General features: G+C 47.6%; 23 protein-coding genes. 12 read left to right on the top strand and 11 right to left on the bottom strand.

Annotation, left to right across the window (positions count from 1 at the left end; all coding sequences use genetic code 11):
• Positions 1-85: 85 nt before the first annotated feature.
• The 3 genes from HLG76_RS05185 to HLG76_RS05175 form a co-directional block, all read right to left on the bottom strand.
• A complete protein-coding gene (locus HLG76_RS05185) occupies positions 86-937 on the bottom strand; it encodes a DMT family transporter (protein WP_175993219.1) in 852 nt (283 codons plus the stop codon).
• Between the two features lie 146 nt (positions 938-1083).
• Positions 1084-1365 (bottom strand): hypothetical protein, encoded by a 282-nt coding sequence (locus HLG76_RS05180; protein WP_077457317.1) that lies wholly within the window; start codon positions 1363-1365, stop codon positions 1084-1086.
• A gap of 32 nt (positions 1366-1397) precedes the next feature.
• Positions 1398-1976: a BON domain-containing protein gene (locus tag HLG76_RS05175; protein ID WP_077679582.1), complete on the bottom strand. Its 579-nt coding sequence runs from the start codon at positions 1974-1976 to the stop codon at positions 1398-1400.
• A 234-nt stretch (positions 1977-2210) separates the two neighbouring features.
• Between HLG76_RS05175 and HLG76_RS05170 the strand changes: the two genes are divergently transcribed.
• On the top strand, positions 2211-3542 hold the full coding sequence (locus tag HLG76_RS05170; RefSeq protein ID WP_175993218.1) for a sigma-54-dependent Fis family transcriptional regulator: 1332 nt from the start codon (positions 2211-2213) through the stop codon (positions 3540-3542).
• Positions 3543-3655: 113 nt separating this feature from the next.
• Here HLG76_RS05170 and HLG76_RS05165 read toward each other — a convergent pair whose 3' ends face one another.
• Positions 3656-4642, bottom strand: coding sequence for a rhodanese-related sulfurtransferase (locus HLG76_RS05165; RefSeq protein ID WP_077457313.1), 987 nt, complete (start codon positions 4640-4642; stop codon positions 3656-3658).
• Between the two features lie 405 nt (positions 4643-5047).
• On the opposite strand from HLG76_RS05165, the gene HLG76_RS05160 reads away from it, so the two are divergent.
• Positions 5048-6436, top strand: coding sequence for a sodium:alanine symporter family protein (locus HLG76_RS05160; RefSeq protein ID WP_198533656.1), 1389 nt, complete (start codon positions 5048-5050; stop codon positions 6434-6436).
• 120 nt (positions 6437-6556) lie between these two features.
• Here HLG76_RS05160 and HLG76_RS05155 read toward each other — a convergent pair whose 3' ends face one another.
• The 4 genes from HLG76_RS05155 to HLG76_RS05140 form a co-directional block, all read right to left on the bottom strand.
• Positions 6557-7552, bottom strand: coding sequence for a chemotaxis protein (locus HLG76_RS05155; RefSeq protein ID WP_021022971.1), 996 nt, complete (start codon positions 7550-7552; stop codon positions 6557-6559).
• A 223-nt stretch (positions 7553-7775) separates the two neighbouring features.
• A complete protein-coding gene (locus tag HLG76_RS05150) occupies positions 7776-9032 on the bottom strand; it encodes an FAD-binding oxidoreductase (protein WP_077660890.1) in 1257 nt (418 codons plus the stop codon).
• A complete protein-coding gene (locus HLG76_RS05145) occupies positions 9029-10408 on the bottom strand; it encodes an NAD(P)/FAD-dependent oxidoreductase (protein WP_175993217.1) in 1380 nt (459 codons plus the stop codon). Before HLG76_RS05145 ends, HLG76_RS05150 begins: the two co-directional genes overlap by 4 nt.
• The gene (locus HLG76_RS05140; RefSeq protein ID WP_077460894.1) at positions 10401-10742 is read right to left on the bottom strand and encodes a (2Fe-2S)-binding protein; all 342 of its coding nucleotides are present in this window, start codon (positions 10740-10742) and stop codon (positions 10401-10403) included. Before HLG76_RS05140 ends, HLG76_RS05145 begins: the two co-directional genes overlap by 8 nt.
• A 341-nt stretch (positions 10743-11083) precedes the next feature.
• Between HLG76_RS05140 and HLG76_RS05135 the strand changes: the two genes are divergently transcribed.
• The 5 genes from HLG76_RS05135 (at position 11084) to HLG76_RS05115 (ending at position 16887) form a co-directional block, all read left to right on the top strand.
• Positions 11084-12520: a coniferyl aldehyde dehydrogenase gene (locus HLG76_RS05135; protein ID WP_175993216.1), complete on the top strand. Its 1437-nt coding sequence runs from the start codon at positions 11084-11086 to the stop codon at positions 12518-12520.
• A gap of 112 nt (positions 12521-12632) precedes the next feature.
• Positions 12633-13952: an NAD(P)/FAD-dependent oxidoreductase gene (locus tag HLG76_RS05130; protein ID WP_175993215.1), complete on the top strand. Its 1320-nt coding sequence runs from the start codon at positions 12633-12635 to the stop codon at positions 13950-13952.
• Between the two features lie 11 nt (positions 13953-13963).
• Entirely contained in the window at positions 13964-14305 is a 342-nt protein-coding gene (locus HLG76_RS05125) for a hypothetical protein (protein ID WP_077677521.1), read from the top strand.
• Positions 14306-14430: 125 nt separating this feature from the next.
• Positions 14431-14934, top strand: a complete 504-nt coding sequence (locus HLG76_RS05120; protein ID WP_077457301.1) for a hypothetical protein — start codon at positions 14431-14433, stop codon at positions 14932-14934.
• Positions 14935-15303: 369 nt separating this feature from the next.
• A complete protein-coding gene (locus tag HLG76_RS05115; protein ID WP_175993214.1) occupies positions 15304-16887 on the top strand; it encodes a S8 family peptidase in 1584 nt (527 codons plus the stop codon).
• 135 nt (positions 16888-17022) lie between these two features.
• On the opposite strand, the gene rihA is transcribed toward HLG76_RS05115, so the two are convergent.
• The gene (gene rihA / locus HLG76_RS05110; protein ID WP_021022974.1) at positions 17023-17958 is read right to left on the bottom strand and encodes a pyrimidine-specific ribonucleoside hydrolase RihA; all 936 of its coding nucleotides are present in this window, start codon (positions 17956-17958) and stop codon (positions 17023-17025) included.
• Between the two features lie 443 nt (positions 17959-18401).
• On the opposite strand from rihA, the gene HLG76_RS05105 reads away from it, so the two are divergent.
• The 5 genes from HLG76_RS05105 to HLG76_RS05085 all read left to right on the top strand — a co-directional run bounded on the left by HLG76_RS05105 (position 18402) and on the right by HLG76_RS05085 (position 22721).
• On the top strand, positions 18402-19649 hold the full coding sequence (locus tag HLG76_RS05105) for an aromatic amino acid transport family protein (protein WP_021022976.1): 1248 nt from the start codon (positions 18402-18404) through the stop codon (positions 19647-19649).
• 318 nt (positions 19650-19967) lie between these two features.
• Positions 19968-20705 (top strand): nucleoside recognition domain-containing protein, encoded by a 738-nt coding sequence (locus HLG76_RS05100; RefSeq protein WP_021022977.1) that lies wholly within the window; start codon positions 19968-19970, stop codon positions 20703-20705.
• Entirely contained in the window at positions 20702-21169 is a 468-nt protein-coding gene (locus tag HLG76_RS05095; RefSeq protein WP_021022978.1) for a YjiG family protein, read from the top strand. The genes HLG76_RS05100 and HLG76_RS05095 overlap by 4 nt, the downstream gene beginning before the upstream one ends.
• Before the next feature lie 8 nt (positions 21170-21177).
• Complete coding sequence (locus tag HLG76_RS05090; protein ID WP_077677504.1) at positions 21178-22314, top strand: M20 family metallopeptidase; 1137 nt, start codon at positions 21178-21180, stop codon at positions 22312-22314.
• Positions 22315-22493: 179 nt separating this feature from the next.
• Positions 22494-22721, top strand: a complete 228-nt coding sequence (locus HLG76_RS05085; protein WP_021022980.1) for a DUF2798 domain-containing protein — start codon at positions 22494-22496, stop codon at positions 22719-22721.
• A gap of 4 nt (positions 22722-22725) precedes the next feature.
• Here the strand turns inward: HLG76_RS05085 and HLG76_RS05080 are convergent, their stop codons facing one another.
• Together HLG76_RS05080 and HLG76_RS05075 are read right to left on the bottom strand one after the other, a co-directional pair.
• Entirely contained in the window at positions 22726-24150 is a 1425-nt protein-coding gene (locus HLG76_RS05080; RefSeq protein ID WP_175993213.1) for a transporter substrate-binding domain-containing protein, read from the bottom strand.
• A 230-nt stretch (positions 24151-24380) separates the two neighbouring features.
• A complete protein-coding gene (locus HLG76_RS05075; protein ID WP_175993212.1) occupies positions 24381-26306 on the bottom strand; it encodes an ATP-dependent DNA helicase RecQ in 1926 nt (641 codons plus the stop codon).
• Positions 26307-26385 lie beyond the last annotated feature (79 nt).

The raw sequence follows: 26385 nt of genomic DNA, 5'->3' as shown, positions 1-26385 counted from the left end.
GCGGTTCAGAGAACAAGATTCGATGACTAAAAAGAGCGCCGACCATCGGCGCTCTTTTCTATTGGTTGGTGTTAGTGCCTTTTCGTTAATGCCTTTTAGCCGATAACGTACTGCCTAACGAGGCAGTGATTACCATACCGATGGCGAGCCATTGGCGCAGTGCAAGTTGCTCGTCGAGAACCAATAGCCCTGCCATTGCGGCAACGGCGGGCTCTAAACTCATCATCACACTGAAGGTTTGCTTAGGCATATTTCGCAGCGCGATCATCTCTAACGAGTAGGGAATAGCGCTAGAAATGAGTGCCACCGCAATGCCCAATGGCAGCAGTTGCCACTGGAGCAGAGCGCCATCGGTGGCAATGTAGCCCGCGGGTACAAGATAGAGCGCAGCAACCGTCATCCCCAGTGCAACAGTGCCGCCGCCTGGCGCTAGATTACCCGCTTTTTGACCAAATAAAATATAGCCAGCCCAGCAGCCCCCGGCGGCTAGGGCGTATGCAACCCCTCGTGGGTCGAGGGCATTCACGCCTGATAGATCCGGGAGCAATGTGATCACACCGCCGACGGCGAGCACAATCCAAAGGCTGTCCCGCGCGCGCCGTATTGAAAGCAATGCAACCAGAAGAGGACCCGTAAATTCGAGTGCAACGGCAATCCCGAGAGGAATGGTTTCAATCGCTAAATAAAGCAGCAGCATCATGCCACCCAGGCAACTGCCATAAACGCTAATAGCGCGCCAGTGACGTCCACGAGGCCATTGGCGCCAAGGCCGAAAAACCAGCCATAGTATCAGGGCGGAAAACCCGACTCGCAGAGCACTTGTCCCGACAGGCCCCACCAGAGGAAACAGCTGCTTGGCAAACGATGCACCGAATTGAATCGCGCACATGGCGCCAAAAACACTCAATATAGCGATAAAAAGCGCGCGAGCCTGCATGTTTCCTCTCCTTGGTGATATTAAAGTCTTACCTTAACATAAAGACAAAAAAAAGCCGCTCCGATGAGAGCGGCAGTGTTTTTGACGCGCATTGCTTTTGACGCGTATTGCATGTAGCGCGCACGTCTCGATGCGTCTTTCGTCGACTAGAATTTCTGTTTGGCCGAGTCGTAAGCTTCTTTAAGTGATGTTAATGCTTGTTCGGCGCCTTGTTTAATATCATCCCACGCCTCGTCACTGGCATTTTGAAGCTCATCAATGCGCGTTTTTGCTTGCTCTTTTCGCGCTCTTAAGTGCTCGATAGACTCACGGTATTCGGCTTTTGCATTTGCTGATGCGACGTTCGCTTTGGCTTCAAGCTTATCAATTTCTTGATTCCAGTCATGTAAGCGGCCGTGTAATTTTTCAATCATTTCTTGGCGTTGCATAGCATCTCCTTATTAGGGGTTTGTCATTACCCTTAGGCATTTTCTTCTACTTTAAGTTCATCAATGACACGCTCGACATCTTGGGCGTTTTCCGCCATTAAGACGGCTAGATCACGAGCGCCATCACTTTTGACTTTTCCGGATAAGGTTGCCACGCCGTCTTCAACGGAGACATTAATATTGGTTCCGCTAATATCTGGATTAAGTAGCAAGCTCGTTTTTAATGCCGCACTTACTTTTGTGTCGACAACGGCTTGCCCTAAGTCTGCGGCTTTGCTGGCGGGTTGAGAAACGGTGAGATCATTTTCCACCTGACTGACCCCGTCAATTTGGCGCACAAGACCACCAGCTAAGCTCTTATCCAACTCAGTGTCTACGTTTCCCGTTAAGATAACCACACCTTGCTCTACATCTGTGTTGATATCAAAGTTGTTTAGGTCAGTATTAACCATCAGCATGGATTCGGCTTTGCCATCAATCCACGCATCTTTAGCTTGGTCTTGCCACTGGTTTTTGCTGCTGTCTGCATATGCCGACGAAGCACCCAGTGTCAGTGCTAACCCCAATGATACGAACAAAGGATGAAATCGACCTTGATGAGTCGTCTTCATTAACTCCTCCTTTTTCCTATGAATGTGAGCAACATGGTGGCGTTGCTACCTTGAAGCCTGCGAATACTGTGCCAGTTTTAAATTTAATTAATAATCAGTCAGTTATGATTTTTTCTTTTGCTTGTTTAACTACTAATTAAGTAATAATTACTTGTATGGGTGTAATTATTACTTAATTAGTTGTAAGCGATGTGGCAAGGTCATGCGTACATTCGCAATATGGAAGGAAGAGTAATGTGTAAATCTCGCCTGTTTACCTGTGTAAACCAACCCTCGGATATTGAGCTGCTTCAACCCGCACAAAGGCTAGAGCATGTTGATCTTTCTACATTTGATACGCCTACGGATCTTCTTCGCGCTTTTGAGTTACAGCCGCCGGACTGGGTAGTGCTTGATATTGATTTAGACACTATGTGTACCGAAGCGATTATTCGTGTGATGGGAGAATATCGACATACCCATTGGGCGTTAATAAGCAATGGTGCACCAAATCCCGCTTGGAATGCGCGAGTACAGGACTGTGCGGCAACTGTTTTTCGGCGACCGCTAGATGGTAAATCGGTTCAGACGTTGCTTATTGATCGCTTAGACACGCGCTTTGTTTCACATCAGACCGCAATCCCAGTGCTCAAAAGCCAAGCAAATCAATATGGTTATCTGTTGGGCTCGTCTGAGCCAATGCGATTGCTATATCACCGACTTCAACGGCTTGGACCAACGGATGCAAATGTATTGATTGTTGGTGCGAGCGGCGTGGGGAAAGAGCATGTAGCGAAAACACTGCATAGTTTGAGTCAACAAGCTGCCGCCCCTTTTATGGCCATCAATTGCGGTGCGCTGAGTCCGGAATTGATAGAGAGTGAATTGTTTGGTCATGTAAAAGGGGCGTTTACTGGGGCGCACCAAGATCACCAAGGTATTTTTTATCAAGCCGAGGGGGGAACAGTATTCCTTGATGAAATAACCGAGATGCCTCAAACACTTCAGGTAAAGTTGCTGAGGGTGCTGGAATCTGGTGAATATCGCCCTGTTGGTGCGACAAAGAATCAAACGGCCAATGTGCGTTTAGTAGCGGCCACGAACCGAGATACAGATCAGGCAATCATTCAGGAAAAACTTCGTGAAGATATCTATTATCGCCTTGCGCAATTTATTGTCACCGTCCCGCCTTTATGCGAACGAGGTGATGATATTCATGCACTTATCACGCATTTTCTCGCTGAACTTAATCATCACTATAATGCGCAAACTAGCCTAAGTGCAGAAGCTTTAAGCGTACTGACTCAGCATCGTTGGCCGGGTAATGTGCGAGAGCTGAAACATGCAGTTGAGCATGGTTTTCTATTAAGTAGTGGACACATTGAGGTGTCGGACTTACCTACAACGGTTGTTCGCAAGGATGATAAGATGACCGCTTCCTGCTTTATCCCTGAAGGAATGACACTCTCAGAACTAGAGCAGATGGCAATCAAACAATCTCTGGCTCGGTACAATGGTAATCGTCAACGCACAGCGGCTGCATTGGGGATAAGCCCGAAAACACTTTACAACAAATTACAGCATTGAATCGATATCGAGTGAAATAAAGCGGGTGATATCGCGCATACAGTAGACAAGTAACGGCGCGCAAGGGATCGCGCACCGTTTCGCAGAAGCAGTTTGGGCGTGTTCTAGTCTGATTAAGCTTTATTTTTTTTACTTTGTTGCCGTTGGCGCTGTTTCTTTAATTCGCGACGTTGCTCAATGACTTTTCTCGCTTCACCGCCGACGTGTTGTTCACCCCGTTCACGTGCGAGGCGAACTTGATATTCTCGTTCACGAAACGCAGCTTTTTGCGCGTCGGTGTGTTTATCGATACATTTTGGACAGGAGACGCCTTGTTCATAGTGCTCGCTTTCCATGTCTGCTTGGGTTATTGGCAGACGACAAGCGTTACACATTGCGTAAGAGCCTTTTTCTAATTCATGATTAACGGCAACTCTGCTATCAAAAACATAACATTCACCGTTCCATAAGCTCTCACTTTCAGGCACCTCTTCAAGATACTTTAGGATCCCGCCCTCGAGGTGATATACCTCATCGAAGCCTTTTTCTTTCAAAAATGCCGTCGACTTTTCACAGCGGATCCCGCCAGTACAGAACATCGCCACCTTTTTGTGGGTACTGGGGTCAAGTTGCTGCTCGACATAGTCCGGGAATTCGCGAAAGCTATCCGTATGCGGGTTAACGGCGCGTTCAAAGGTACCGATCTCAATTTCGTAATCGTTGCGCGTATCAATCACCAACACATCCGGATCGCTGATTAATGCGTTCCATTCGGTCGGTTTGACATAGGTGCCGACACTTTGGCGTGGGTCAATGCCTTCCACGCCCATGGTGACGATTTCTTTTTTCAGTTTTACCTTGGTACGACTAAACGGCTGGCTGTCTTCAAACGATTCTTTATAGTCAATATCGGCCAGGCGTGGGTCGTTTTTAAACCACGCAAATAGCGCATCCATATTTTCTCGTGTCGCAGCGACTGTACCATTGATGCCCTCGTGAGCGAGAAGGAGTGTACCGCCTATCTGATTGGCTTCCATTACCTCAAGCAATGGCGCTTGCAAAGACTGATAGTCTTCAAGGGTGACAAATTTGTACAAAGCACAAATGACATAAGTAGACATGTTTTTTCCTCTTGCTGGCTGGAGCGTAAATCCAGTGCATGGGTTATTAGGGGAATAAAGCAGGGCGCGGAGTATATCGAAATGACAACCCTCTAAACACCGACATAAAGTATGGTTACTAAACAAAAAACGTACCATGCACGGCTTGGTGCGCTCCAACTGTTTCGCTCTCAAATCAAATAAAGCCTGTAACGGCGACATCAAAGCCAATATTTATGTGATAAAAATCATGAATTCGCGGCAAAGATATCGCTCATGTAAGATTATAGTCGTAATTTGAATGCGTTTTTAGTCACGCCATGTTTGTTTTTATTTTGTACTCTAACTATTTGTAGCTGGGCGTGACTCGCTGGCTTGTGGTAGGCGCTGAGCGATGGCTGCACAATCAAAGGAAGGAATTCGCAGATGCTTGAAGAATGGATTAATGCCTTCGTCGGCTTTATTTGGGGAAAGCCCATGCTCATCTTACTTGTCGGGGGAGGGATCTTTTTTACTCTATACGGCAAGTTTACGCCATTTCGCTATATGGGGCACAGTTTAAAACTCCTTACAGGGCAGGTTGATGATGGCTCGGGGCATGGTGATTTATCGCACCGGAAGGCCTTAGCGGCTGCCTTGTCGGGGACGCTTGGGCTGGGCAACATTGCTGGCGTCGCTTTGGCGCTCAGTGCGGGTGGTCCTGGCGCGGTATTTTGGATGTGGTTAACTGCGTTACTGGGTGTGTCGACGAAATTCTATACCTGCACACTTGGCGTGATGTATCGCCACAAAGACAGCGAAGGTCGTGTACATGGCGGACCCATGTACACGGTGCGTAATGGCTTGGGTAACAAGTTTAAATGGCTCGCGGTGTTATTTGCTATCGCGGGATTAATGGGCTTTGTTCCCTCTTTTCAGATTAATCAGCTCGGCGCGGTAGTCCAAACACAACTGTTTCCAGGGATTGAGTGGCTAGAAAGTACGGCCTTTTCGTGGGGGCTGGGTATTGTCTTGGCTATTTTTGTCGGGTTGGTGATTTGGGGCGGCTTGAAGCGGGTTGCGGACGTTGCTGGCGCACTGGTTCCCCTGATGGCTGGAAGTTATATGGTGATGGCGATTGTAGCTTTGCTGCTCAACGCAGAGCGTGTGCCGGCTGTTTTTCAATCCATTTTTGCTAGCGCCTTTTCGCCTGATGCTATGTTTGGTGGCTTGATCAGTGTGATTATTGTTGGTGTCAGTCGAGGCGCTTTCTCGAATGAAGCAGGGATTGGCACTGAAGTGATGGCTCATAGCGCGGCTAAAACCAATGAACCGGTGCGCGAAGGCTTAGTCGCAAGTCTCGGGCCAATTATCGATACGTTAATTGTATGCAGTTGTACCGCTTTAGTTATCTTAGTTACGGGGGTATTGGACCAGGCTGACGGCATGCAAGGTGTCAGTTTGACGATGGCTGCTTTTAAAGCCGCATTTGGTGCGCCTGGTGCATGGCTATTAGCCGCACAAGTTTTGGTGCTGTCTTTTACCACTGTATTTACGTTCTGGTATTACGGGTATAAGTGTTTTGTTTATCTGTTTGGCGAAACGGCAGGACAGTACTACAAGTACTTATATCTCTCATTGGTGGTGTTAGGGGCGGTTGTATCATTGGATGTCGTCTTCTTATTCTTGATCGGCGCTTATGGCCTGATGGCGGTTCCTACGATGGTCTCTGGGCTGTTATTGGCACCAAAAGTCAATCAGGCGGCGAAAGCCTATTTTTCAAGTCAGGCATATAAAGGGGCAGCCCAGGTTCAGTCTCGCGCGCCTCATCATTAAACCGCTGTTTTTGTTATAGCCGAAAGAGCAAAATCAAAAGGCTGCCTATGTTCGGCAGCCTTTTTTATCAAAGTAGACTGTTTTCTATCGAAGAAGGCAATGCTTTCGTGCGTATATGTGTTAGTCATCCAGCGGCGCACCAAACACATACTTGTCAACCAAGCTAACCATACGCCCAATCTCAGGTTTTGTAATGGTGTCGTTTGCACCGAGCTGCAAGGCTTTCGCGCGGTTATCTTCACTCATAATGGATGAGAACATAATAATTGGCATGGTTTTGTAGGCGTCTGTTTCACGTAGGCGCTTGACCAAGTGCATACCGTCCATCCGAGGCATTTCAACATCTGAGACAATGGCATCGACAAATTCAGTGATGGCGACGCCTTCTTCTTTTGATATACGCTCAAACTCGATCAGTTTTTCGAACGCTTCACCACCGTCTTTGGCGGAAATAATATTAAAGCCGGCTGAGCGGAGGGTGTTTTCGATCAAACTACGAATAAAGGCGGAATCATCGACGACCAACGCGGTTTTAGCTTCGCGTTTTTTAGCGCTAGACTCGGATATATTGACGCTTCTATCCTGAGTGACATCGTATTTTTCCATGCTCAATTCAGGATTGATGTCAGCGATGATTTTTTCGAAGTCTAAGATCATGATCAGATTTTTGTCTTTACGTACCACAGCAACCACACAATCTTGCTCGCCAGCTTCTAAAAACTGGCTAGGAGACTCAACGGCTTCCCATGAAATCCGATGAATGCGGCTGATACTATCGATCAAAAAGCCATTGGTCATATTGTTGAAATCGGTAACGATGACAAATTTGTTATCTTTTTCTGGTCGTGTAGGCACCCCCAACCAGCCAGCGAGATCAATCAATGGGGTTAGCTTGTCGCGCGATGAGAACACACCAATCATGTGTGATTGTGCATTGGGATAATCCGTTGTTTCAGGGACTTGAATGACTTCACGAACCTTGGCCACATTGATACCGTAGTAGCAAGTTTTGGTGCTACCGTCAGGAAGTTGTTTTATCAAGTGGAACTCGATGATTTCGAGCTCATTCGTCCCACTTTCCGTTAGTATTTCGTTTTTTGATGGCTCGTGATTCATGCCTACCACATTTCCTTTCGATAACAGCGAACAACGCTGATGTGAGCTTACGTTTGGTCAGTATAAGCCCGAGATCGTTAAAGCGACAATATTTGCGCATCAATCAAACGATGATCTGTGGCCTATCGCGCTAATTGATGTATCAAATACGTCATCCAATCACAGGCTTTTAACATAAGAGACGCTAGCATAATGCAGATTTTACCTGCGGATAGATGAAAGGTTAAGGCAATGCTACGTCCAAATGATAGTGACCAATCATCTTTCCTTGGTCGTCTAAAAAGCGCGTGTAGGAGAACGGCTCAAGATCGATGGTGGTTGGCATACCACGCACGACTTCATTGATGACTTTCCCTGTGATGGCAGAGGTCAACATTCCGGTACGAAAATGCCCACATGCATTCAGGTAACCATCAATACCCGGTACTGTACCTAGGATCGGGAGTTCATCTGGTGAACCTGGACGTAAGCCTGCCCAGCAGCGCTTGATGTTCATCTTTTTCAGCTCAGGGATAGACTTCATGGCGCCTTGTGCCAGCTGTTTGATGTATTTCATGTCTGTGGTGGTATCAAAACCGCGCTCTTCGGTGGTTGAGCCAATCAGGACTTCGCCGTTATCTTTTTGGGCGATGTAACAATCACTGGTGGTCAAACAGCCATTTAAAAGCTTAGGTAGCTTCTCGGAAACGATCACTTGGCCTTTGACTGGGAAGACAGGCATTGGCATCCCCGTTGCCCACAAGCTGAGTTTTTCCGCCCATGCGCCACCGGCGTTGATCATGGTGCCACAACCTAGCTTACCGTTTTCTGTCTCAACCGCGACAACCCGGTTACCTTGTCTCACCACGCCCGTGACTTTGGTATTAAGATATAGCTCGACACCGTTCTGCCGTGCTGCTTCCAAATAGGCCTCGTTGAGGCGATAGGGGTTGATTTGGTGATCCCCCTCAAACTCCATCGCACCAATTGCAGCGCGCGACACGTTAGGCTCTTGTGCGTGAAGATCGTCTTGAGACACCCAGCGTACATGCTCTTGGCGATCAGGAATGGCGGCCGCAATATGTTCGGCATAGAGTTTGTCGTATTTATCAAACATGACAAACTTCAAACCGGTACGCTCAAACTTAAAGTCCACACCGTGATGCGTCATCAGGTCATCATACAATGCCGGATAGAGCTGGTTAGACAGCATCGCCATATCGAAGAACGGCTTGGGCATAATGTGCGGTTTGATCTCTGGTGATCCCCCTTCGCCGCTTTCTTGCATCTGCTTAGAAAGGGTTTTAAACAGGATAACGCCGCAGCCAAGGCCGGTTGACTCGCCCATCGCCCATAGGCCACCGGCTGACGCACGTGAGGCATTTCCGGGGTATTTATAGTCCACAACGGCGATGGATAAGTCGCGCTCGCGGCTTAAATGATAAGCCACCGATGCGCCGATCACACCGCCGCCACAAATTACGATGTCGTACTGTTTCATGCGTCATCCTCCAACGCAGCAAAAGGAATAGGGTCGAGTGGGAATCGAGGGCGAATCAAAGGCTGAGGCGACGTCGTGCTCTCATTGAGTCGGTCGTAGCAATAGTGCGCACAGGTTTTTCCTTGGCAGTCACCCATGGTAACGCGGGTACGCATTTTCAACGTAATCACATCCTTGACGCCTTGATTGATGGCGTTATCAATGTCCGCCTTTTTCACTTGCTCGCAGCGACAGATCACTGTGTCTTTTTCCGGCAAACTGAGCAGGCCTGGGCGACGGTAGCCTGCCGTATCAAAGCCTTTACGGAAACGGTAGCTCTTTTCGAGCTGATGACGTAGAGCCTTAAATTCATTGTCAAGATTAGGCATTGAAATATTGCGTGCCTTCAGTGCGGAGCACGCTGCAATCTTTCCTTCCAACATGGCGGCTTCTGCGCCGGCAAATTTCACGGTATCACCGGCGCAGTAAACATTGTCGAGACTGGCTCGTTGCCACTCGTCCACCACGGGGATCGCCCCGCTCATGTGATCGTACTGCATATCTAGTCCCATCAGTTGTGCGAGCTGAGAGCGTGCCGCAAAGCCGTAACCCACACCAAGTACATCAGCATTTATGATTTCGGCACGGCTAACATCTGGGTGCCAGTCTTTACTGTAGGGGGCTACCGTAACTTGCTCGACTTGAGGATCACCTGAGGCTTTGACTACGCCCCAACCGTAATGCATCGGGATATGGTTGCGTTTGAGATACATCATCATGGACAGACCATCTAGCGCGAGCTGTGGACGGTTGAGGAGGGCGAGCGTTTCACGTGCCAAGTCTTTGAATGGCGTCGCTTCATAGATACCCGCGATATCACAACCAGCTTTGTGAAGTTGACAAGCAACCAGTACAAGCAAAGGACCTGTGCCGGTGATCACGCAGCGGTGACCGGGACGGACTAAGCCACTTTTTATTTGAAGCTGGATACCCCCGAGAAGCATCACCCCAGGCATATCCCAGCCGGGAAAGGGAATGCTGCGCTCTTGGCAACCGGTGGCGAGGATCAACTGCTCGTAGTCAATCGTTGATAGCGTGTCTTCATGAGCAGTGAGGAGGTGTTGACCCGCCATTGGCCCCAGTACCCGCGTCAAACTACGTAGGTCAATCAAATCCTGATGCTGGCGATATTGTTCGCGCAGGGATTGTGACGTGGCCTTCCATTTATCATCCAAATGAGGCAGCGCGTCAGTATCTCGCCATGGACCACGGTAGACGACGCCACCGGGTTTGGGCGCTTCATCAACAATAATACTAGCGACCTTGTGCTTGGCCAGTGTGACCGCTGCAGACAGACCGGCAGGTCCAGCACCAACAATAACAACAGGTTTAGACATGGGTTTCTCCTTGCTCGACGGTACTGCTTTCAAGATCCTTGCTCTCAACCACAATGTTGGCTTCAGTGCGGACATCCATATCCGGTTGCACGGCGACTTGACATGCGCGTTGTTTATGGCGGCCGTTGATTTCCAGCGTACAGCAATGGCATACGCCCATGCCGCAATAGGCACTGGCTAATCGGCCATAATCATTTTTAGATAGCGCACGGATATTGCTCGCAAGCAAGGTGCTTAGCACGCTTTCTCCAGCGATGGCAGGAACAGTCTCGCCATTGACACGGATTGAGAAGGTTTGACCAACTGCATCGGTAATGTCTTGGGATCGTTTCATCGTTTTAATTTGCTCATTCGTATGTTGTCGGGACAGTGATGACTCCCACTCAGTCTGTTTAAGTGAGCGGACCTTATTGTCTTATTTGTTAGGCGATGCGTATAATAAACTTGCTTTGTGAATATGTAGTTACTTTTTGTTTCGCATTTGTTATCCCTCACAAAATATATGGAAATAATGATGATGTTGTGAGCTTTATCATGATAACGATCAGGTTTGCGCGGAGAGGGGCCTGTGAACAGTAACGCTATATCGGTCAATCGCTGTTGCGTAAACAAGGTGGCTATGTCATCAATGAAGAAGTGGTTTATCGCGATCTTGTATCGGTAGAGGAGGCAAGGATGACAGAGTCAGGCTCACAGTGGTTGGAAACGGTTAAAGAGATGCGAGAGACATTCGACGCGCAAAAAGAACAGGTATCTCAGCGACCTTTTTTAGAGTACAGCCATCGCCGTGACTCGCTGCTGCGCTTACGTCAGGCTATCAAGCAAAAATCGCCTGTACTACAACGAGCCCTTAGCGACGATTACGGCCACCGTGCTTTTGGTGATACCGAAATCGCTGATATTTTGCCACTGATACACCAAATTGATTATACCCGTCGCCGATTAAAACGATGGATGAAGCCGCAAAAACGGCGTCCTGGGATTACCTTACTCGGAACCAAATTGGCGGTACACCAACAGCCAAAAGGGGTAGTTGGGATTGTCGTGCCGTGGAATTTTCCAATCATGCTGGCAGTCAGTCCATTGATTTGCGCGTTAGCGGCCGGCAATCGGGTAATGCTCAAGCTTTCGGAGTTCACGCCGAACACCAATCGGGTATTACGCGAGCTCATCGCGGATGTGTTTAGCCCTAAGGAAGTGGCCGTGATTGAAGGGGAAGTGGAAGTGTCGCGTCGCTTTACTGAATTAGAGTTCGATCATCTATTTTTTACCGGCTCGACCCAAGTTGGACGCCAGGTCATGCTGGCTGCAGCTGATAATTTGACGCCGGTGACCCTTGAGTTGGGGGGGAAATCTCCTGTGATCATTGATGATAAGATTGATATGGATGTCGCCGTCTCGCGGCTTATTTACGGAAAGTGCTTAAACGCTGGGCAGATATGTGTTGCCCCCGACTATGTGCTTTGCCCTGAACATCGGCAAGAAGCGTTTATCCACGCCTACCAACAAGCGTTTCGTGCCATGTATCCTGATTTTGAGGCCAACCAAGACTACAGCCAGATCGTTAACCAAACTCAAGCAACGCGGCTAGCAGAAACACTGCAAGATGCGTTAGATAAAGGTGCGAGGCGCTGGTGTGCGCTCGATCAAAAAACCATACCGACGGCCGAAAAACGATGCTGGCCAACTCAGTTACTGACTCATGTCACTGACGATATGCGGGTGATGCAAGAAGAGATTTTTGGTCCGCTTTTGCCCATTGTCAGTTATCAAGATTTTACCGAGGCACTGCATTATATTCAGGCACGTCCACGACCGCTCGCTTTGTATTTGATGAGTAATGATGCGGAGATACGCGCGCAGGTCACCACACAGCTTCACGCCGGCGGCATGGGGATTAATGAAACCTTGTTTCATGTTGCGGCAGAAGATGCGCCTTTTGGGGGCATTGGTGATTCCGGCATGGGGCATTACCACGGCATTGAAGGCTTTTATACCTTTAGCCACAGTAAAACCGTGCTCACCCGTGATAGATGGGACACCAGCTTTTTAGTTAAACCGCCATACAACCGCTGGTATAAACGCTTAATGCGCTGGTGGTTGATGCGATAGTTACTCGTGATTTATTTGTGAATAAAACCACAAAAGCTGTCCAATAACATTGCGTGTTTTTTGATTCGATACTACTAATTAAGTATTATCTTAAGTATTGTTGGTGTTGATTATGCGATATCAAAATTCGAATCAAGAGCGACGTCGGTTTTTAAAACTCCTAGCAGGAGCGGGAGCGATAAGCTTGATGCCGACAAGCTTACCTTCACGCGCCCAGACTCGTGCCAAAGTCGTTATTGTCGGTAATGGTGCTGCTGGTATATCGTTGGCGAATCGCCTTATTCAACACCTTTCGGCTGATCAAATATCGTTAGTGGGCGCACGGCAGCGCCATCTATATCAACCTGGACAAACTTTGGTTGCATCTGGATTATGGAAAGCATCCCAAGTCCTATCAACAACAGAACAATGGTTACCTGCTGGGATAAAATGGCACCAACAAAATGCCAATGCGTTTTTACCTGAACAACAACAAGTTGTACTCGAGGATGGCACTAAGCTCAGCTATGACGTATTGGTCGTTGCCATGGGCGCCCAACTTAATTACACCCTCATTGAGGGAATGGATGAACGTCTGATTGGTCAGCATGGTATCGGTAGCGTTTATCCAGGGCCAGAGGGCGCACTAGCAACGGATACGGCATTTAAACACTTTATGAATAAAGGTGAGGGTAAAGCGATATTTACCCTTTCTAACACACCAATCAAGTGCGCAGGCGCGCCACTTAAAATGACCTTTACTTCTCTCGCACGTCTTGAGCAAACTGGGCGCCGGCAGGCATTTGATGTGAACTTTACCACGCCGTTTAAAGATCGATTGTTTTCAATCCCTGTCTATAACGATTTTGTGATGAAACGCTTTGGTGAACAAGGGGTTGACATCAGTGATGAGAAAACATTGATCGGTATTGATGTGGCCAGTAAAAAAGCACGCTTTGCAATAGGAGCAAAAGAGACAACCATTGAAGAAGAGTATGACTATATTCATGTCGTGCCGCCTATGAGTGCGCCTGATGTAGTTAAAAGGAGTGATCTTGTTTGGGGACAAGGTCCTCATAAGGATGAATGGATGGCGGCGGATCAATATACACTACAGCATCCAAAATTCCCTAATGTATTTGGTATCGGTGATGTAACAGGTATTCCGCTATCGAAAACGGCTGCGAGCGTGAAAAAGCAAGTGCCAGTCATCGAAGCCAATATTTTGAGCTTTCTTAATGATAAACCTCTAGAAGCCAATTTTAATGGCTATACGTCTTGCCCATTGATTACTGGGTTCGGTAAAGCCATGTTGGCTGAGTTTGGTTACGGCGGTAAATTGCTACCTTCTTTTCCCTTTATTAGTCCAACAGAAGAAACTTGGATGGCTTGGGTCATGAAAGAGCAAATGTTGCTACCAGCCTATCAAGCGATGCTGGATGGAAAAATTTAACGGAGGCAGATATGACCATTGACGCGATTTTTACCGTGTTACTGTATTCAGCCGCTCCCTATTGGGGTTGGTTATTGTTTTTAGTATGTGTGCCTGTCGTGTCGTTAACTATTTTGCGTCGCTTCTCTTTACGCAGTGCCAAGCGCGCTATTGTGTTCAGTATCGTAGTAGGGATTGTCTGTGCACTCTTAACGCCAACCCTCACTGGTTCGTCTCTTGCGATGCTCAATGGTGCAGCCGATTGGGTTATGCTGATGATGGTGGCGATAGGTGCGACACTGTACTGCTTGTTAGTGGCCGCAATAGTTTTGCAGCCGATATCTTCATCTGTGCTTAATAACCGGGCTTTATGATCACATAGGACGATTCATCAACACAGTATTCGATCACATCACTAAATTTTTTAGGGGAATTGATCTATACCTTTGGTTGTTACATAAGTGTTAAAATCGATGCGGGCAACCAAGGGAGCAACCCAATGGCTTTTTCAATACAACCCGATTCTATGCTGCCAGATATTAGCAATCATGAACGAGCAATGGTCGAGCAAGAGGTAAAGCTCGCCGTCACCGATGCTAATGGCAAATCACTGGGGTATTTGGCGATGGTGCCCGATGCGCAGCGCTTTATTACCTTAACCCAAGATAACGCAGAGGCGTTGAGTTTTATCAAAACCCCATGCAGCGTTAATGCGGGCTATTATCAGTGGTCGTTTTTTTATGACGATATTGAATATGGCCTGGATTGTTTAATTGAGCCGGACAGAAACAAGTGTCGACTTTATGCCAACGATCACGCTGCGGCTGCGCCCTCATGGAAGCTCGCTTATCAAGGAGAACTTGGCCCTTTAATGATTGCAGCGCCTATCTCTGCCATTGGGCCGGGTACGCGTATCGCTGTCACGTCTTCAGATACTGAAGTACCTAATGTGTTAGTGGGCGCGCTTGATGGCGGCGTGTTGATTCACGAAGAATCTGCCTAACAAAAAAGCATTAAGAAATATGTAATGGGCCAGCGAAATCGCTGGCTTTTTTCTGTTCACAGAGATCACTAATAGGCTGTGAGTCCCAATTTAGTTTTCATATAGAGTGTGGTGGGTGTCTAAAATAAAGGACTAACAATGCCTAGTTAAAAAGTGTTAGATGTGAGTGAGCTGAGTCAATTAACGTATTGTAAACAATTAGTTAAAAAATGTTTGGCTGACAAAAAGGTCAATAATACTAATGAATCTCCTTAATAAAGTGATTTTCACTACGGAAAAAACAGCCTTAGTTGTATAGCTTTAAAGCGTTATTGTTGATTTTTGTAGGCAATAATTGCTAATACATTTAACCATTGTAAGGAATACAATATGTTAAAGCATGCTCTTAGCTGTTGCGTCGCGTCGGCGCTGATGGCGGCATCACCCACAGCACTATCTGAACAAAATGAAGGTAAACAAGGCGTCTCTCTGCAGCAAACGCTAGCGCCATTGATGGTTGCGGCGGAAAACCGGGGGATTGAGGATCAGTACATCGTGGTACTCAAGCAGCCAATGACTCTGAGTGATGATCCGCAAGCGTTGAAAACCTTTACTCAACAAGCCGTGTCTAGCATGGTTAACCAACATGCGGTTAAGGTAGAAAAAGTGTTTGATCGCTCGTTAAGTGGGTTTGTAGCTAAGCTCACACCGGCACAATTACGTGCATTACGCATGGATTCGCAAGTTGATTTTATTGAACAAGATAAGACCATTTCATTGGACCCGGTGATTACCCCTGACGCGAACCAAAATAACCCTGTTTGGGGGTTAGATCGTATTGATCAGCGCAATCTTCCTCTAGACAACAACTACAGCACTAACTTTGATGGCACAGGTGTCACTGCTTATGTTATTGATACTGGTGTGACAACGTCACATGTTGAGTTTGGTGGTCGTGCACGCTCCGGATATGACTTTGTTGATAACGATCAAGATGCGACTGACTGTAACGGCCACGGTACGCATGTGGCTGGCACCATTGGCGGTAGTCAATACGGAGTCGCTAAAAATGTCGATATTGTCGGGGTGAGGGTGCTCAGCTGTAGCGGTTCGGGGTCGACGTCCGGTGTGATTGGTGGTGTCGATTGGGTAGCAGCCAATGCGAATGGCCCGTCAGTGGCAAACATGAGCCTAGGTGGAGGCGTATCAACAGCGCTCGATCGTGCCGTTGCCAGTGCGGTACAATCTGGCGTGAGTTTTATGCTAGCAGCGGGTAACTCCAATGCTGATGCCTGTAATAGTTCGCCTGCACGAGAGCCAAGCGGTGTCACTGTAGGATCTAGCACGATTCGCGATACCCGCTCTAGCTTCTCAAACTGGGGAAGCTGCTTGGATGTGTTCGCCCCAGGATCGGACATAAAGTCCGCTTGGTATGATGGGAGTTATCGCACCATCAGCGGCACCTCGATGGCGACCCCTCATGTTGCTGGGGTTGCTGCCTTGTACCTACAAGAAAACAGCAGCCTTTCGCCTGTACAATTAGCGAATTTAATTAGCAACCGCGCGAGTGTCGATAAAATTAACGACCCTCGTGGCTCCGTCAACAAACTGTTGTATAGTCAAGCCGATAGTAGTTGTGAGCCAAATTGCGGTACAGAGCCTGATCCTAAGGGTGAGCTTAAAAATGGTCAGGCGCTAACAGATATTTCGGGTGGGCAAGGCGCCCAGCGCTTCTTCTATGTTGATGTAGACGCTGGGCAACGCCTCACGGTGAATATTAGCGGCGGCTCAGGCGATGCTGATTTGTACCTGCGCTATGGCTCAAAGCCAACCTTTAATAACTGGGATTGTCGACCGTACAATTACGGTAATAGCGAAGTGTGTACCGTGCAGAACACCCAGAAAGGTCGCTATCATGTGATGTTGAACGGCTACGCAGCATTTAGTGGTGTCAGCGTGACCGCCCGTTACTAGGCGTTTGTTGGCAATAAATAGCATTCGCTGCACGACAAGTGATGAATAGTAAGATACCGAGTTAAACGCGCGGATATGATCCGCGCGTTATTTATCAGACTTGCCGAAAACCTCTTCGTTTAGGTAGGAGAGCAGTCAATTGTAGTGGCGTATACACTTACACAGTAAATCGATAAACCCTTCTCGGTTGATTGCCATTGCAACCTCGGCATTGGCTGGATTACCTGTAACTTGATAACGATCGACCACTGTCATACCTGTTGTCAGTGCTCCCTGAGTTTCTATACCCACCCAAACGGATTCACAGTCAAAAAGCTCAGGCTTGACTAACCACGCAATCGTGCATGGATCATGTAACGGTGAGCCATCAAGTCGCCATTTAGGATCGCGATGGTAGCGCATAAAGAAATCAAGCCACCCCGCGACAGTTTGCGCGACAGGATTATTAATGGCTCGGATAGACGCCACGTCTTCATCTTTGACTAGGGCTTGATGGGTCACATCTAACCCAAACATGGTTATGGGGATCCCTGCACGGAAAACACAGTCTGCCGCCTCAGGGTCAACATAAATATTAAATTCAGCGGCGGGTGTCCAATTGCCAAAAGTCACGCCTCCCCCCATCAATACAATCCGCTTAATTCGGTTGGTCAGATCAGGGTAGGCAGCGATAAGTAACGCCACATTCGTCAATGGACCTGTTGCAACCAAGGTGACCGGCTGATCGCTTTTTTTTAAGACACTGGCCATCAGATTAACAGCATTATTAGGATCAGGATCCATCATAGGCTCTGGCAGCTCAGGACCATCCAAGCCCGACTCGCCGTGAACATTATCGGCAATAATCAAATCACGGGTGAGCGGTTTATGTGCCCCACCCGCAATGGGAATATGCGATTGTTGCAGTAAGGTGAGAATGCGCCGTGCGTTGTAAAGCGTTTTATCAGGGGTTTGGTTGCCCGCACTGGTCGTCACGGCTTTGATATCGAGTTGCGGTAATGCACAAGCCATTACCAGTGCAATGGCATCGTCATGTCCCGGATCACAGTCAATAATAATGGGTTCATTCATAAACAACCTATCCCGTTGAGGTAAATATCCGTTGAATCATGCTTAGGATAAATGTGTTTCTGCACTGTGCTTGTGATCCCTTTCGCTAAACAGCCATGTCGCGCGAGATGTAGTCGCGCGAGATGTAACATGTGCGTGATTTATCATCAAAAAATGAGATGTAAACAGTTACAATTTGTCAACAACAAGCAAACGAAAATGTGGTTGTTGCATTGTTTTGCAAACAATTCAATCAATCTAATTAATATAAATAATTTGGAATGTTGTTCTGATTATTTGTCAATTTATTGGTTATTTATGCTGCTATTTGAAGAATAGCCCAGCTGGATTTGCGTGTTTTTGGTGATACAATTAGGACATATATCTATTACATATATGTGATAGTTTAGGTCGAACTCGGTACTATGCAACCGCACAAAATATTATAACTAAGAGAGTTTGACGTGAACCAGACTATAGATATCTCCTCAAAAAGTGTATCGCACCGTTGGACCCAGCATGACACCCATTGGGCGCTTAGCTTGTTTGGAACCGCGGTCGGTGCCGGAATTTTGTTTCTACCCATTAACCTAGGAATGGGGGGCTTTTGGCCGCTGATTATTATGGCGGTACTAGCGTTTCCGATGACGTATATGGCGCACCGGGGTCTAGCGCGCTTTGTATTATCGTCGCGTCACAACGATGCCGATTTCACCGATGTCGTCGCAGAACATTTCGGCGCCAATGTCGGACGTATGATTTCGATGCTGTATTTCCTCTCTATTTTCCCCATTTTATTGATATACGGCGTTGGGCTGACCAACACGGTTGATAGCTTTTTAGTCAACCAACTGGGATGGGTATCACCAAATCGCGTGTTGCTGTCGGGTGTACTAGTCGCTGGTATGATTGCGATCATGTTGGGTGGTGAACGCCTGATGCTGCGTGCGTTCGCGGCGATGGTTTATCCGTTGGTTGCCATTCTGGCGTTTCTGTCTTTTTATCTTGTTCCATCGTGGCAAACGCCTAATCTCAGTTTACCGCCGATGGGTGAGCTGGGTATGAGTCTTTGGTTGGCGGTGCCTGTGGTGATTTTCTCGTTTAGCCATGCAGCGGCGATTTCTAGCTTTGCCAACATTCAGCGCCGGCATTACGGCGACGAGGCTCAAGGTAAGTCAGAGCAAATTCTTAAACGTGCCGGTATTATGCTGGTGGCTTTTGTGTTGCTGTTTGTGTTCTCGTGTGTGTTGACACTCACCCCAGCACAAATGGCAGAAGCAAAAGCACAAAATGTGTCTGTATTGTCTTATCTTGCTAATGTCACCCATAACCCGTTTATTGGTACCTTGGGGCCTTTGGTTGCTTTCATTGCGATTACTTCATCGTTTTTGGGACACTTCCTTGGCGCGCGTGAAAGTTTGAACGGCTTGGTGACGAAGCACAGTAAACTCACTTACAAAAGCGCCGACAAACTGGGCGTCATCGTGATGTTTTTTGCTATTTGGGGCTGTGCCGTGATCAACCCCAGTATCCTTGACATGATGGGTGCATTGTCTGGGCCTGTGATTGCGATGATCTTGTTCATTATGCCAACGGTTGCCGCTTACAAGGTCAAAGCCCTGGCGCAGTATCGTGGGCAAGTAGGTACTTACTTTATCTTCATCACAGGGATGCTTGCGATATCAGCATTGCTTTATAACCTGATGGGCTAATTAAGTATTCGTAATCATCCATTAAAAAAGCGCCCACTGGGCGCTTTTTGGGTTATATTTTCTAATCTATTATAAGCGGTTTTCTTATCCGATGTTCTCTGCGCATATCTCTCAGTTGTGACATATAAATGCATTTAAATCAGCCTTTAAAGTCACATTCATTTCTGTTTTCTTTGACTTTGTTTGTCAGCTTATGAATGAGCTCATATTATGTAACTGCTAGCCTATTACTTGTGGGATAAATTGATAATTATCAATCTTTGTTTGTGTGTCAGCGCCGATGATGAGGTCAATGTTCATTGATCATGAGGGCTGTTTATGACACATCCAACCGATACAGATCGGCAAGTGACATGGGGATGTTACTTGGCACTGGTATTCGCTGTGGTGTTTTTCTCGGGATTGTTACAATCCAATCAATGGTACGGCGTGTTCGACTTTACCACCTTGAATGGTTCGTTCGGACAAGTTGCGTATCAGGCCACGACTGCGACAGACGGCACGGTAGAGGTGGCAACAACATCACTTCGCGGTAAGGGCGGGAGCGGTGCGCGTGATGGTTTCATTTTTGCGTTGACCTTAATTCCTACCGTGATGTTTGCGCTGGGTATGATTGGTGTACTTGAGCACTATGGAGCGCTTGATGCCGCGCGCAAACTCTTAACGCCTCTTCTTAAACCTGTATTAGGCATTCCTGGAAATTCAGGACTAGCACTGATTGCCTCCATGCAAAGCACAGATGCTGGCGCAGCGATGACTCGTCAATTGAAAGATGAGGGTTACCTGACCAAGCGTGAAACCGATGTATTCACCATGTTTCAGTTCACGGCAGGCGCAACCATCGTCAACTTTTTTTCCTCGGGCGCGGTACTTTTTACTTTAACCATGTCAGACGGTTCGTTAGCGGTGACATCGTCAATTGGTCTTGCTATTGGCGTGATCTTCTTATTTAAGTTCATTGGTGCGAATGTCTTTCGTTTGTACCTCAATATAACTGAGGGCAAAGGACCGCAGCGAGAAAAGACACAATCCTATCAAGAGGAGCACGCATCATGACCCAGTCTTCTACCAGTAAACCGATGATCACTGACATCTTTGTCGAAGGCGCTAAGAAAGGTTGGCATATTGCAACAACATCAACCGTGCCTAATGTTGTCATGGCGTTTGTGATTATCAAAGCACTTCAAATTACCGGCCTACTGGCCTTGATGGGCGATGTGTTTGCACCTGTGATGGCTGTATTCGGATTACCCGGTGAAGCCGCCGCAGTGCTAATGGGGGCATGGATGTCGATGGGAGGCGCTGTTGGTGTCGTGATCACTTTGTTTGACCAAGGCATTCTCACCGGTACCCATATCGCTATCTTGGTTCCTGCTATTTATTTAATGGGTTCGCAAGTGCAATACATTGGCCGAGTAATGGGCCCGATTGGCACTGAAGGCCGCTACATCCCTATTATGGTCGGCATTTCTATTCTGAATGCTTTTGGCGCCATGTGGGTGATGAATCTTTTACTTTAGGAGGCATGATGACGTTTTCTTTGCAACGCTACCTAGATGAGTTGGCGCCTCTAGTCAATATCGACTGTGGCACCTTTCAACGAGAAGGTATTGAGGTGATTGCGGCCCTAATGGCCGATAAATATGAGCAAATGGCAGGATGGCATATTAAGCGAGTGGAATGTGGAGAGGCAGGGATTGGATTGGAAATTCGCAACCAGCCAACCCATCCACATATCGATGTGATGCTGATTGGTCACATGGATACGGTCTTTCCTCAGGGGACGGCGGCAGAGCGTCCCATGCATGTGGAGGACGGCTTCGCATACGGTCCCGGTGTATCAGACATGAAATCAGGCTTGCTTAATATCGTGTATGCACTGCGCGCATTGCCGCAAGCAGAACGTGATGCATTGAGCATTTGTGTCTGCATGAACCCGGATGAAGAGGTGGGTTCGATACATTCCAGTACCTGGCTTGAGTCCGTTGCTCGTAATGCACGCTATGTGCTGGTGGCAGAGGCGGCCCGCGCAGATGGTGGCTTAGTAAAAGCGCGTAAAGGCATGGCGCGTTATAAAATTGCCGTTTCAGGTCGTGCCGCTCATGCTGGTAACGAGCCAGAAAAAGGACGTAGCGCGATTACAGAGTTAGCTCATTGGCTGGTGACCCTCGATAGTATGAAAGATCTAGAGGCCGGTACCAGTATTAATGCTGGTTTGATTGAAGGTGGAGCGGGGGCGAATATTGTCGCTGCTTATGCATCAGCACTGGTTGACGTCAGGTTCTGGGACAACAATGCTTATTGCGCGCTTGATCAAGCCATTCAAGCGCGCGCCTCTCACCCTTACACCCCCGATGTCACCATTGAATTGGTTCGCGAAGCCTATAAACCAGCGATGGTGCCGACCCCTGAAACGGAACACTTGATGGGTCTTGTTGAAGCGGCAGCCTTTGAGGAAACCGTGCCTATCCATTGGAAAGCGGTGGGCGGCGGCTCCGATGCCAATAATACCGCAGCATTGGGGATCCCTAGTTTAGATGGATTTGGCCCAGTAGGAGCCAACTTCCATAGTGATGGTGAGTATTTGCAACTCGACTCCATTGAACCAAGGATCCGCTTGCTCACTCGAGTGTTATCACGTTTAGCAGAGCAAAAAACAGTCTAAACATTGCGCGGCTACAATAAGCGGTAGCCGCGATGGCGTTTCCCATCAAGTGACCATGTCATATTACAAATTAGGGGGGAAGTTGATCTGCTATAGTTGATCGACGCAGTAACACCACTTGTTATTTCTGCTTGCTCATTTACTATAAGCATTAGTACTTGCTAAATTATTGGGTGTGTATGTTACCAAAACGATTTTTCCCTATTGTTGCGCCGTTTCTGATGTCAGTGTTAATGGTGACGTTGATGACAGCGGTAATCACCGCTGTGAATACCGGGCTGAGCAGTGGGTTTGTTTGGCGTTGGTTAGAGGCCTTTATCGTTGCTTGGCCCATTGCGTTTACTATTATTTTTGTTTCGTCAAGACATGTTCAACGATTAGCTCAGTGGTTGTGTAGCCGCGAGTAAAGGGTTACAGCACGTGTAGAACCGCGCAGTTTTTACCCTGTTTTTTGGCTTGGTACATGGCTTTGTCAGCATCGATAATTTCACTGTGAGGCATGCCGCTAGGATAATAAGCAACGCCTAAACTGATCGTGACAGGCTTAGACGCGTGATTAAATAACGCTAAACTCTGTCGCGCAATCTCTTCACATAAAACCCTTGCTTGTGCCAAGGCGCCCTCTGCACTTGAGAAATATTGGAGTATTGCAAATTCCTCGCCGCCAATACGGGCGATAATGGCATCTTTCGGCAATAGAATTGTCGCCGTTTTAGCCACAAAACAGAGCACCTCATCCCCATGAGCGTGACCAAAACCATCGTTAAATGCTTTAAAATCATCAATATCAAAAACCATTAGCGCGATGTCGCCTCTCGTTTTATCCAAGTCATAGAGGTGTTGATAAAAATACCGGCGATTGCGCAACAGCGTTAATGAGTCGGTAATGGCTTGATCTTGAAGCATATCGTTGGCTGTTTGTAGCGCGCGCGTTTTTTGTTTGACCGTTCGCTTAAGTAAGACAATGTAACTGGTAACGATAAAAATACTGATAGCGACTAAAGCAGGAAATAAATGGGTAGGGTAAACCGTTTCAACGTCATAATAGACCCAGCGATTGAGTAGCTGGCGTTTAGTATCGTCATCTAACCAAGCAAATTTATTGTCTATGCGATTAAGTAATGCCGCGTTGCCTTTCGCAAATCCAGCGTGCAGCATCTCTGTATAAAGGTGCCTGACAGGGATAAAAAGGTTGTGGTTCGTGGTGGTATAAAGGTGATAATTTGCCACTTGCAGGTCGGCCACAAATGCTTGAATTTTTTCAGATAATGCCGCATCAAGCATGGCTTGGTTATTCGGGAAAAGCTGCAATGCTACGTCTGGAAAGTTAGCGCTCATAAACTCTTCTTCGTACCCGCCTTGTACCACGCCAATCTTATGTTCGGTCTCACCAGAAAGGACAAAGTCAGCAGACGTGCCCATCATGGATTGACTGAAAAATACTTGCGTATCAATGGCAAATAGAGGCGTGCCAAAATCCATGAATTGCAACCGCTCCGGTGACTGAAGGAGCCCAGCGTGCACATCAGCTTGACCGGTACGCACTAAATCGATTGACGTTTGCCAATCGGTCAATAGAAACTCGATATCATAGCCATTGCGGTCGCCAAATTCTTTCCAAAAGTCAATCAAGATCCCTCTGGGTTCTTGGTTGCTATTGAGATAAGAAAATGGACGCCATGCACGCGAATTAGCCACCTTTAAAACAGGTTTTTGTGACTCAGGTTGTTCGCTGTTATCAGAGTGAGCGCTGGGGCTTATCGATAACAACACGCCAACGCACAGTGTAAAAACAATTTGGCGGGCCAAAACATACAACGCCCCAGAATGCAGCATAAATAAACCCTGAATATGGCAATACATTAAGTGTGCGGTGGTCACCGCATCACGTCTTTATCATCAGTATATGAATAAATTCTTAACTTCTGGGATAAATTTGTCTCGTTTTCTTATAACTATAGGGTTATAAAGGTGATCGCGGCTGTTGCATAACACTGAGATTGTTCGGCTAGCCGCTTAAACGGGTGTTAACGCACGCAAAGGTCAATGAATCAAATCGCCACTTCTTAATGATAGGTATCGTGATCAGCGATCACCTGTTCTTTGATAGTTTGAAACGGATAAGATGCAAGGGCGCCAAACCCAGGTATGGCCTTCGCCTTAATTTTGGTATGAAGCGGTGACGATAGGCCGAGTAAAAAGCGCGTCATTGCCGCCGAAGTTGGCGTGCCGTCGCAAGCAGCCGCAAAGTGCTGACACCATGAGGATAACGCTTGCGCATCGATCGCCGGTAATTCTGGGCGCGGAGGTAAATGGGCGATCTCGCCTTGGCATACCGAGCAATGACCACAGGTGGTTGGTGCCGCATGATCACCAAAATAGTCGGCAAGGCGCTGACTAATACAGGTTGAAGAAGATAACAAGGTCAGTAATTGGTTGATGCGGGCAAGCTCGCTCTGTTCTTTTTTGGCAAAAAGGGCATACAGCGTCTCAGCTTGATCGTGAATATCAATCTCGTGGGTGTTCACGCCAAACACTTGTGTGGCTTGTTGTGTCGCGAGTGATAACCAACCTTGTTCGTGAAAGTACTCCAATGCAGTTAACGCGCGCTTTCTTTCTGCTCCAAAGCGTTGCCACAGTTGTTGGAAATCCATCTTGTACCAGGTTTTTGCTTTGATCGCGCATGCAAATAGCTGGGCAACAAATTCGCGTCGCTCACCATGGAATTTGGCCGTAATGGCGGCGGGTGACTCCACACACTGGAATTTCACATCGGCAAAGTAACTGTATTGGCTGGTGATCACGCCGGCCATTTCTAAATAAACGAGCAAGGTTTTAAGCGGTAAGAGCCGAATATTATATGTCCGTGAAAGACTATGGAGCATGACTTCCCATTGTTGACCTGCCTGTTGTACTTCTTCCAGTAACCCCTGAATCGCCATTTTGTCTGGCGTATCGCCGTAGATAAAATTCTCTAGTACATTCAGACTCGACTGGTGAGCGAGTACCGTGCAGGTCGCCTTGTGACCATCCCGTCCCGCGCGGCCAATTTCTTGGCTGTAGTTTTCAATCGACTTCGGCAAATCAAAATGGATGACACGGCGAATATCCGCCTTATCGACGCCCATCCCAAAGGCGATGGTCGCAACAATACATGGCGATTGGCCCGACATAAATGCCTCTTGTATCGACACGCGAACATCGTGACTCATACCGGCATGGTAAGCTGTCGCGGATATATGCTGGGATTGTAACCACTGGGCGATATTCTCCGCGGTCTGCTGCTGGGTGACATAAATGACGGTCGGCAAATCGGGGTCGGGCTTTAACTGCTCAACCAGCGCTTGCCGTTTTTGCGTCTCTTCCACGGCGACCACATTTAGATGCAGGTTAGGACGATAAAACCCCGTTAATGTGATGTTATTTGCCGGGATGGCAAACTTCGTCTGCATATCCTCAACCACAGCCGGCGTTGCGGTGGCGGTGAGAAGCAAGACTTGCGGAATATTTAATTGCTGTCGGTAAGCAGGGAGTTTGAGGTAATCAGGACGAAAATTGTGTCCCCATTCAGAGATACAATGCGCTTCATCCACCACCAATAACGAGATCGGGATAGGAGTGATAAACTGGCGAAAACGTTCGTTATTCAAACGCTCGACTGAAATCATCAGTACCTTGATGTCGCCGCGACGGACTTGATCCATCACTTGTTTGGTTTGTTCGGGTGTCTGCGTTGAATCGATGGTGGCCGCTGGGATGCCTTTGCGGGTCATAAATGCAAGTTGATCATGCATTAATGCCAGCAAAGGCGAAATCACCAATGTTAAGTGGGGCAGCTGTGTGGCCGGCAATTGATAGCATAATGATTTACCTGCACCGGTGGGAAAGATCGCACAGGCCGATTCACCTTGCATCACCTGCGAGATCACTGCTTCTTGTCCCGCACGAAATGACGAAAACCCAAAAATTTGCTCAAGTGCTTGTGCCAACATGCCGTCTTTCCCCTACTTTTAACCAAGTGTCTGTTTATGAACAGGCGGGAAAAGGTATCGGCTATGTGCCGAGGTTGCA

It is taken from the genome of Salinivibrio sp. EAGSL, assembly GCF_013366455.1.
In the GTDB taxonomy this organism is placed as follows: Bacteria; Pseudomonadota; Gammaproteobacteria; order Enterobacterales; family Vibrionaceae; genus Salinivibrio; species Salinivibrio costicola.
Note: the sequence above shows the minus strand (reverse complement) of the source record. Positions and strands in the feature narration are given on the sequence as shown.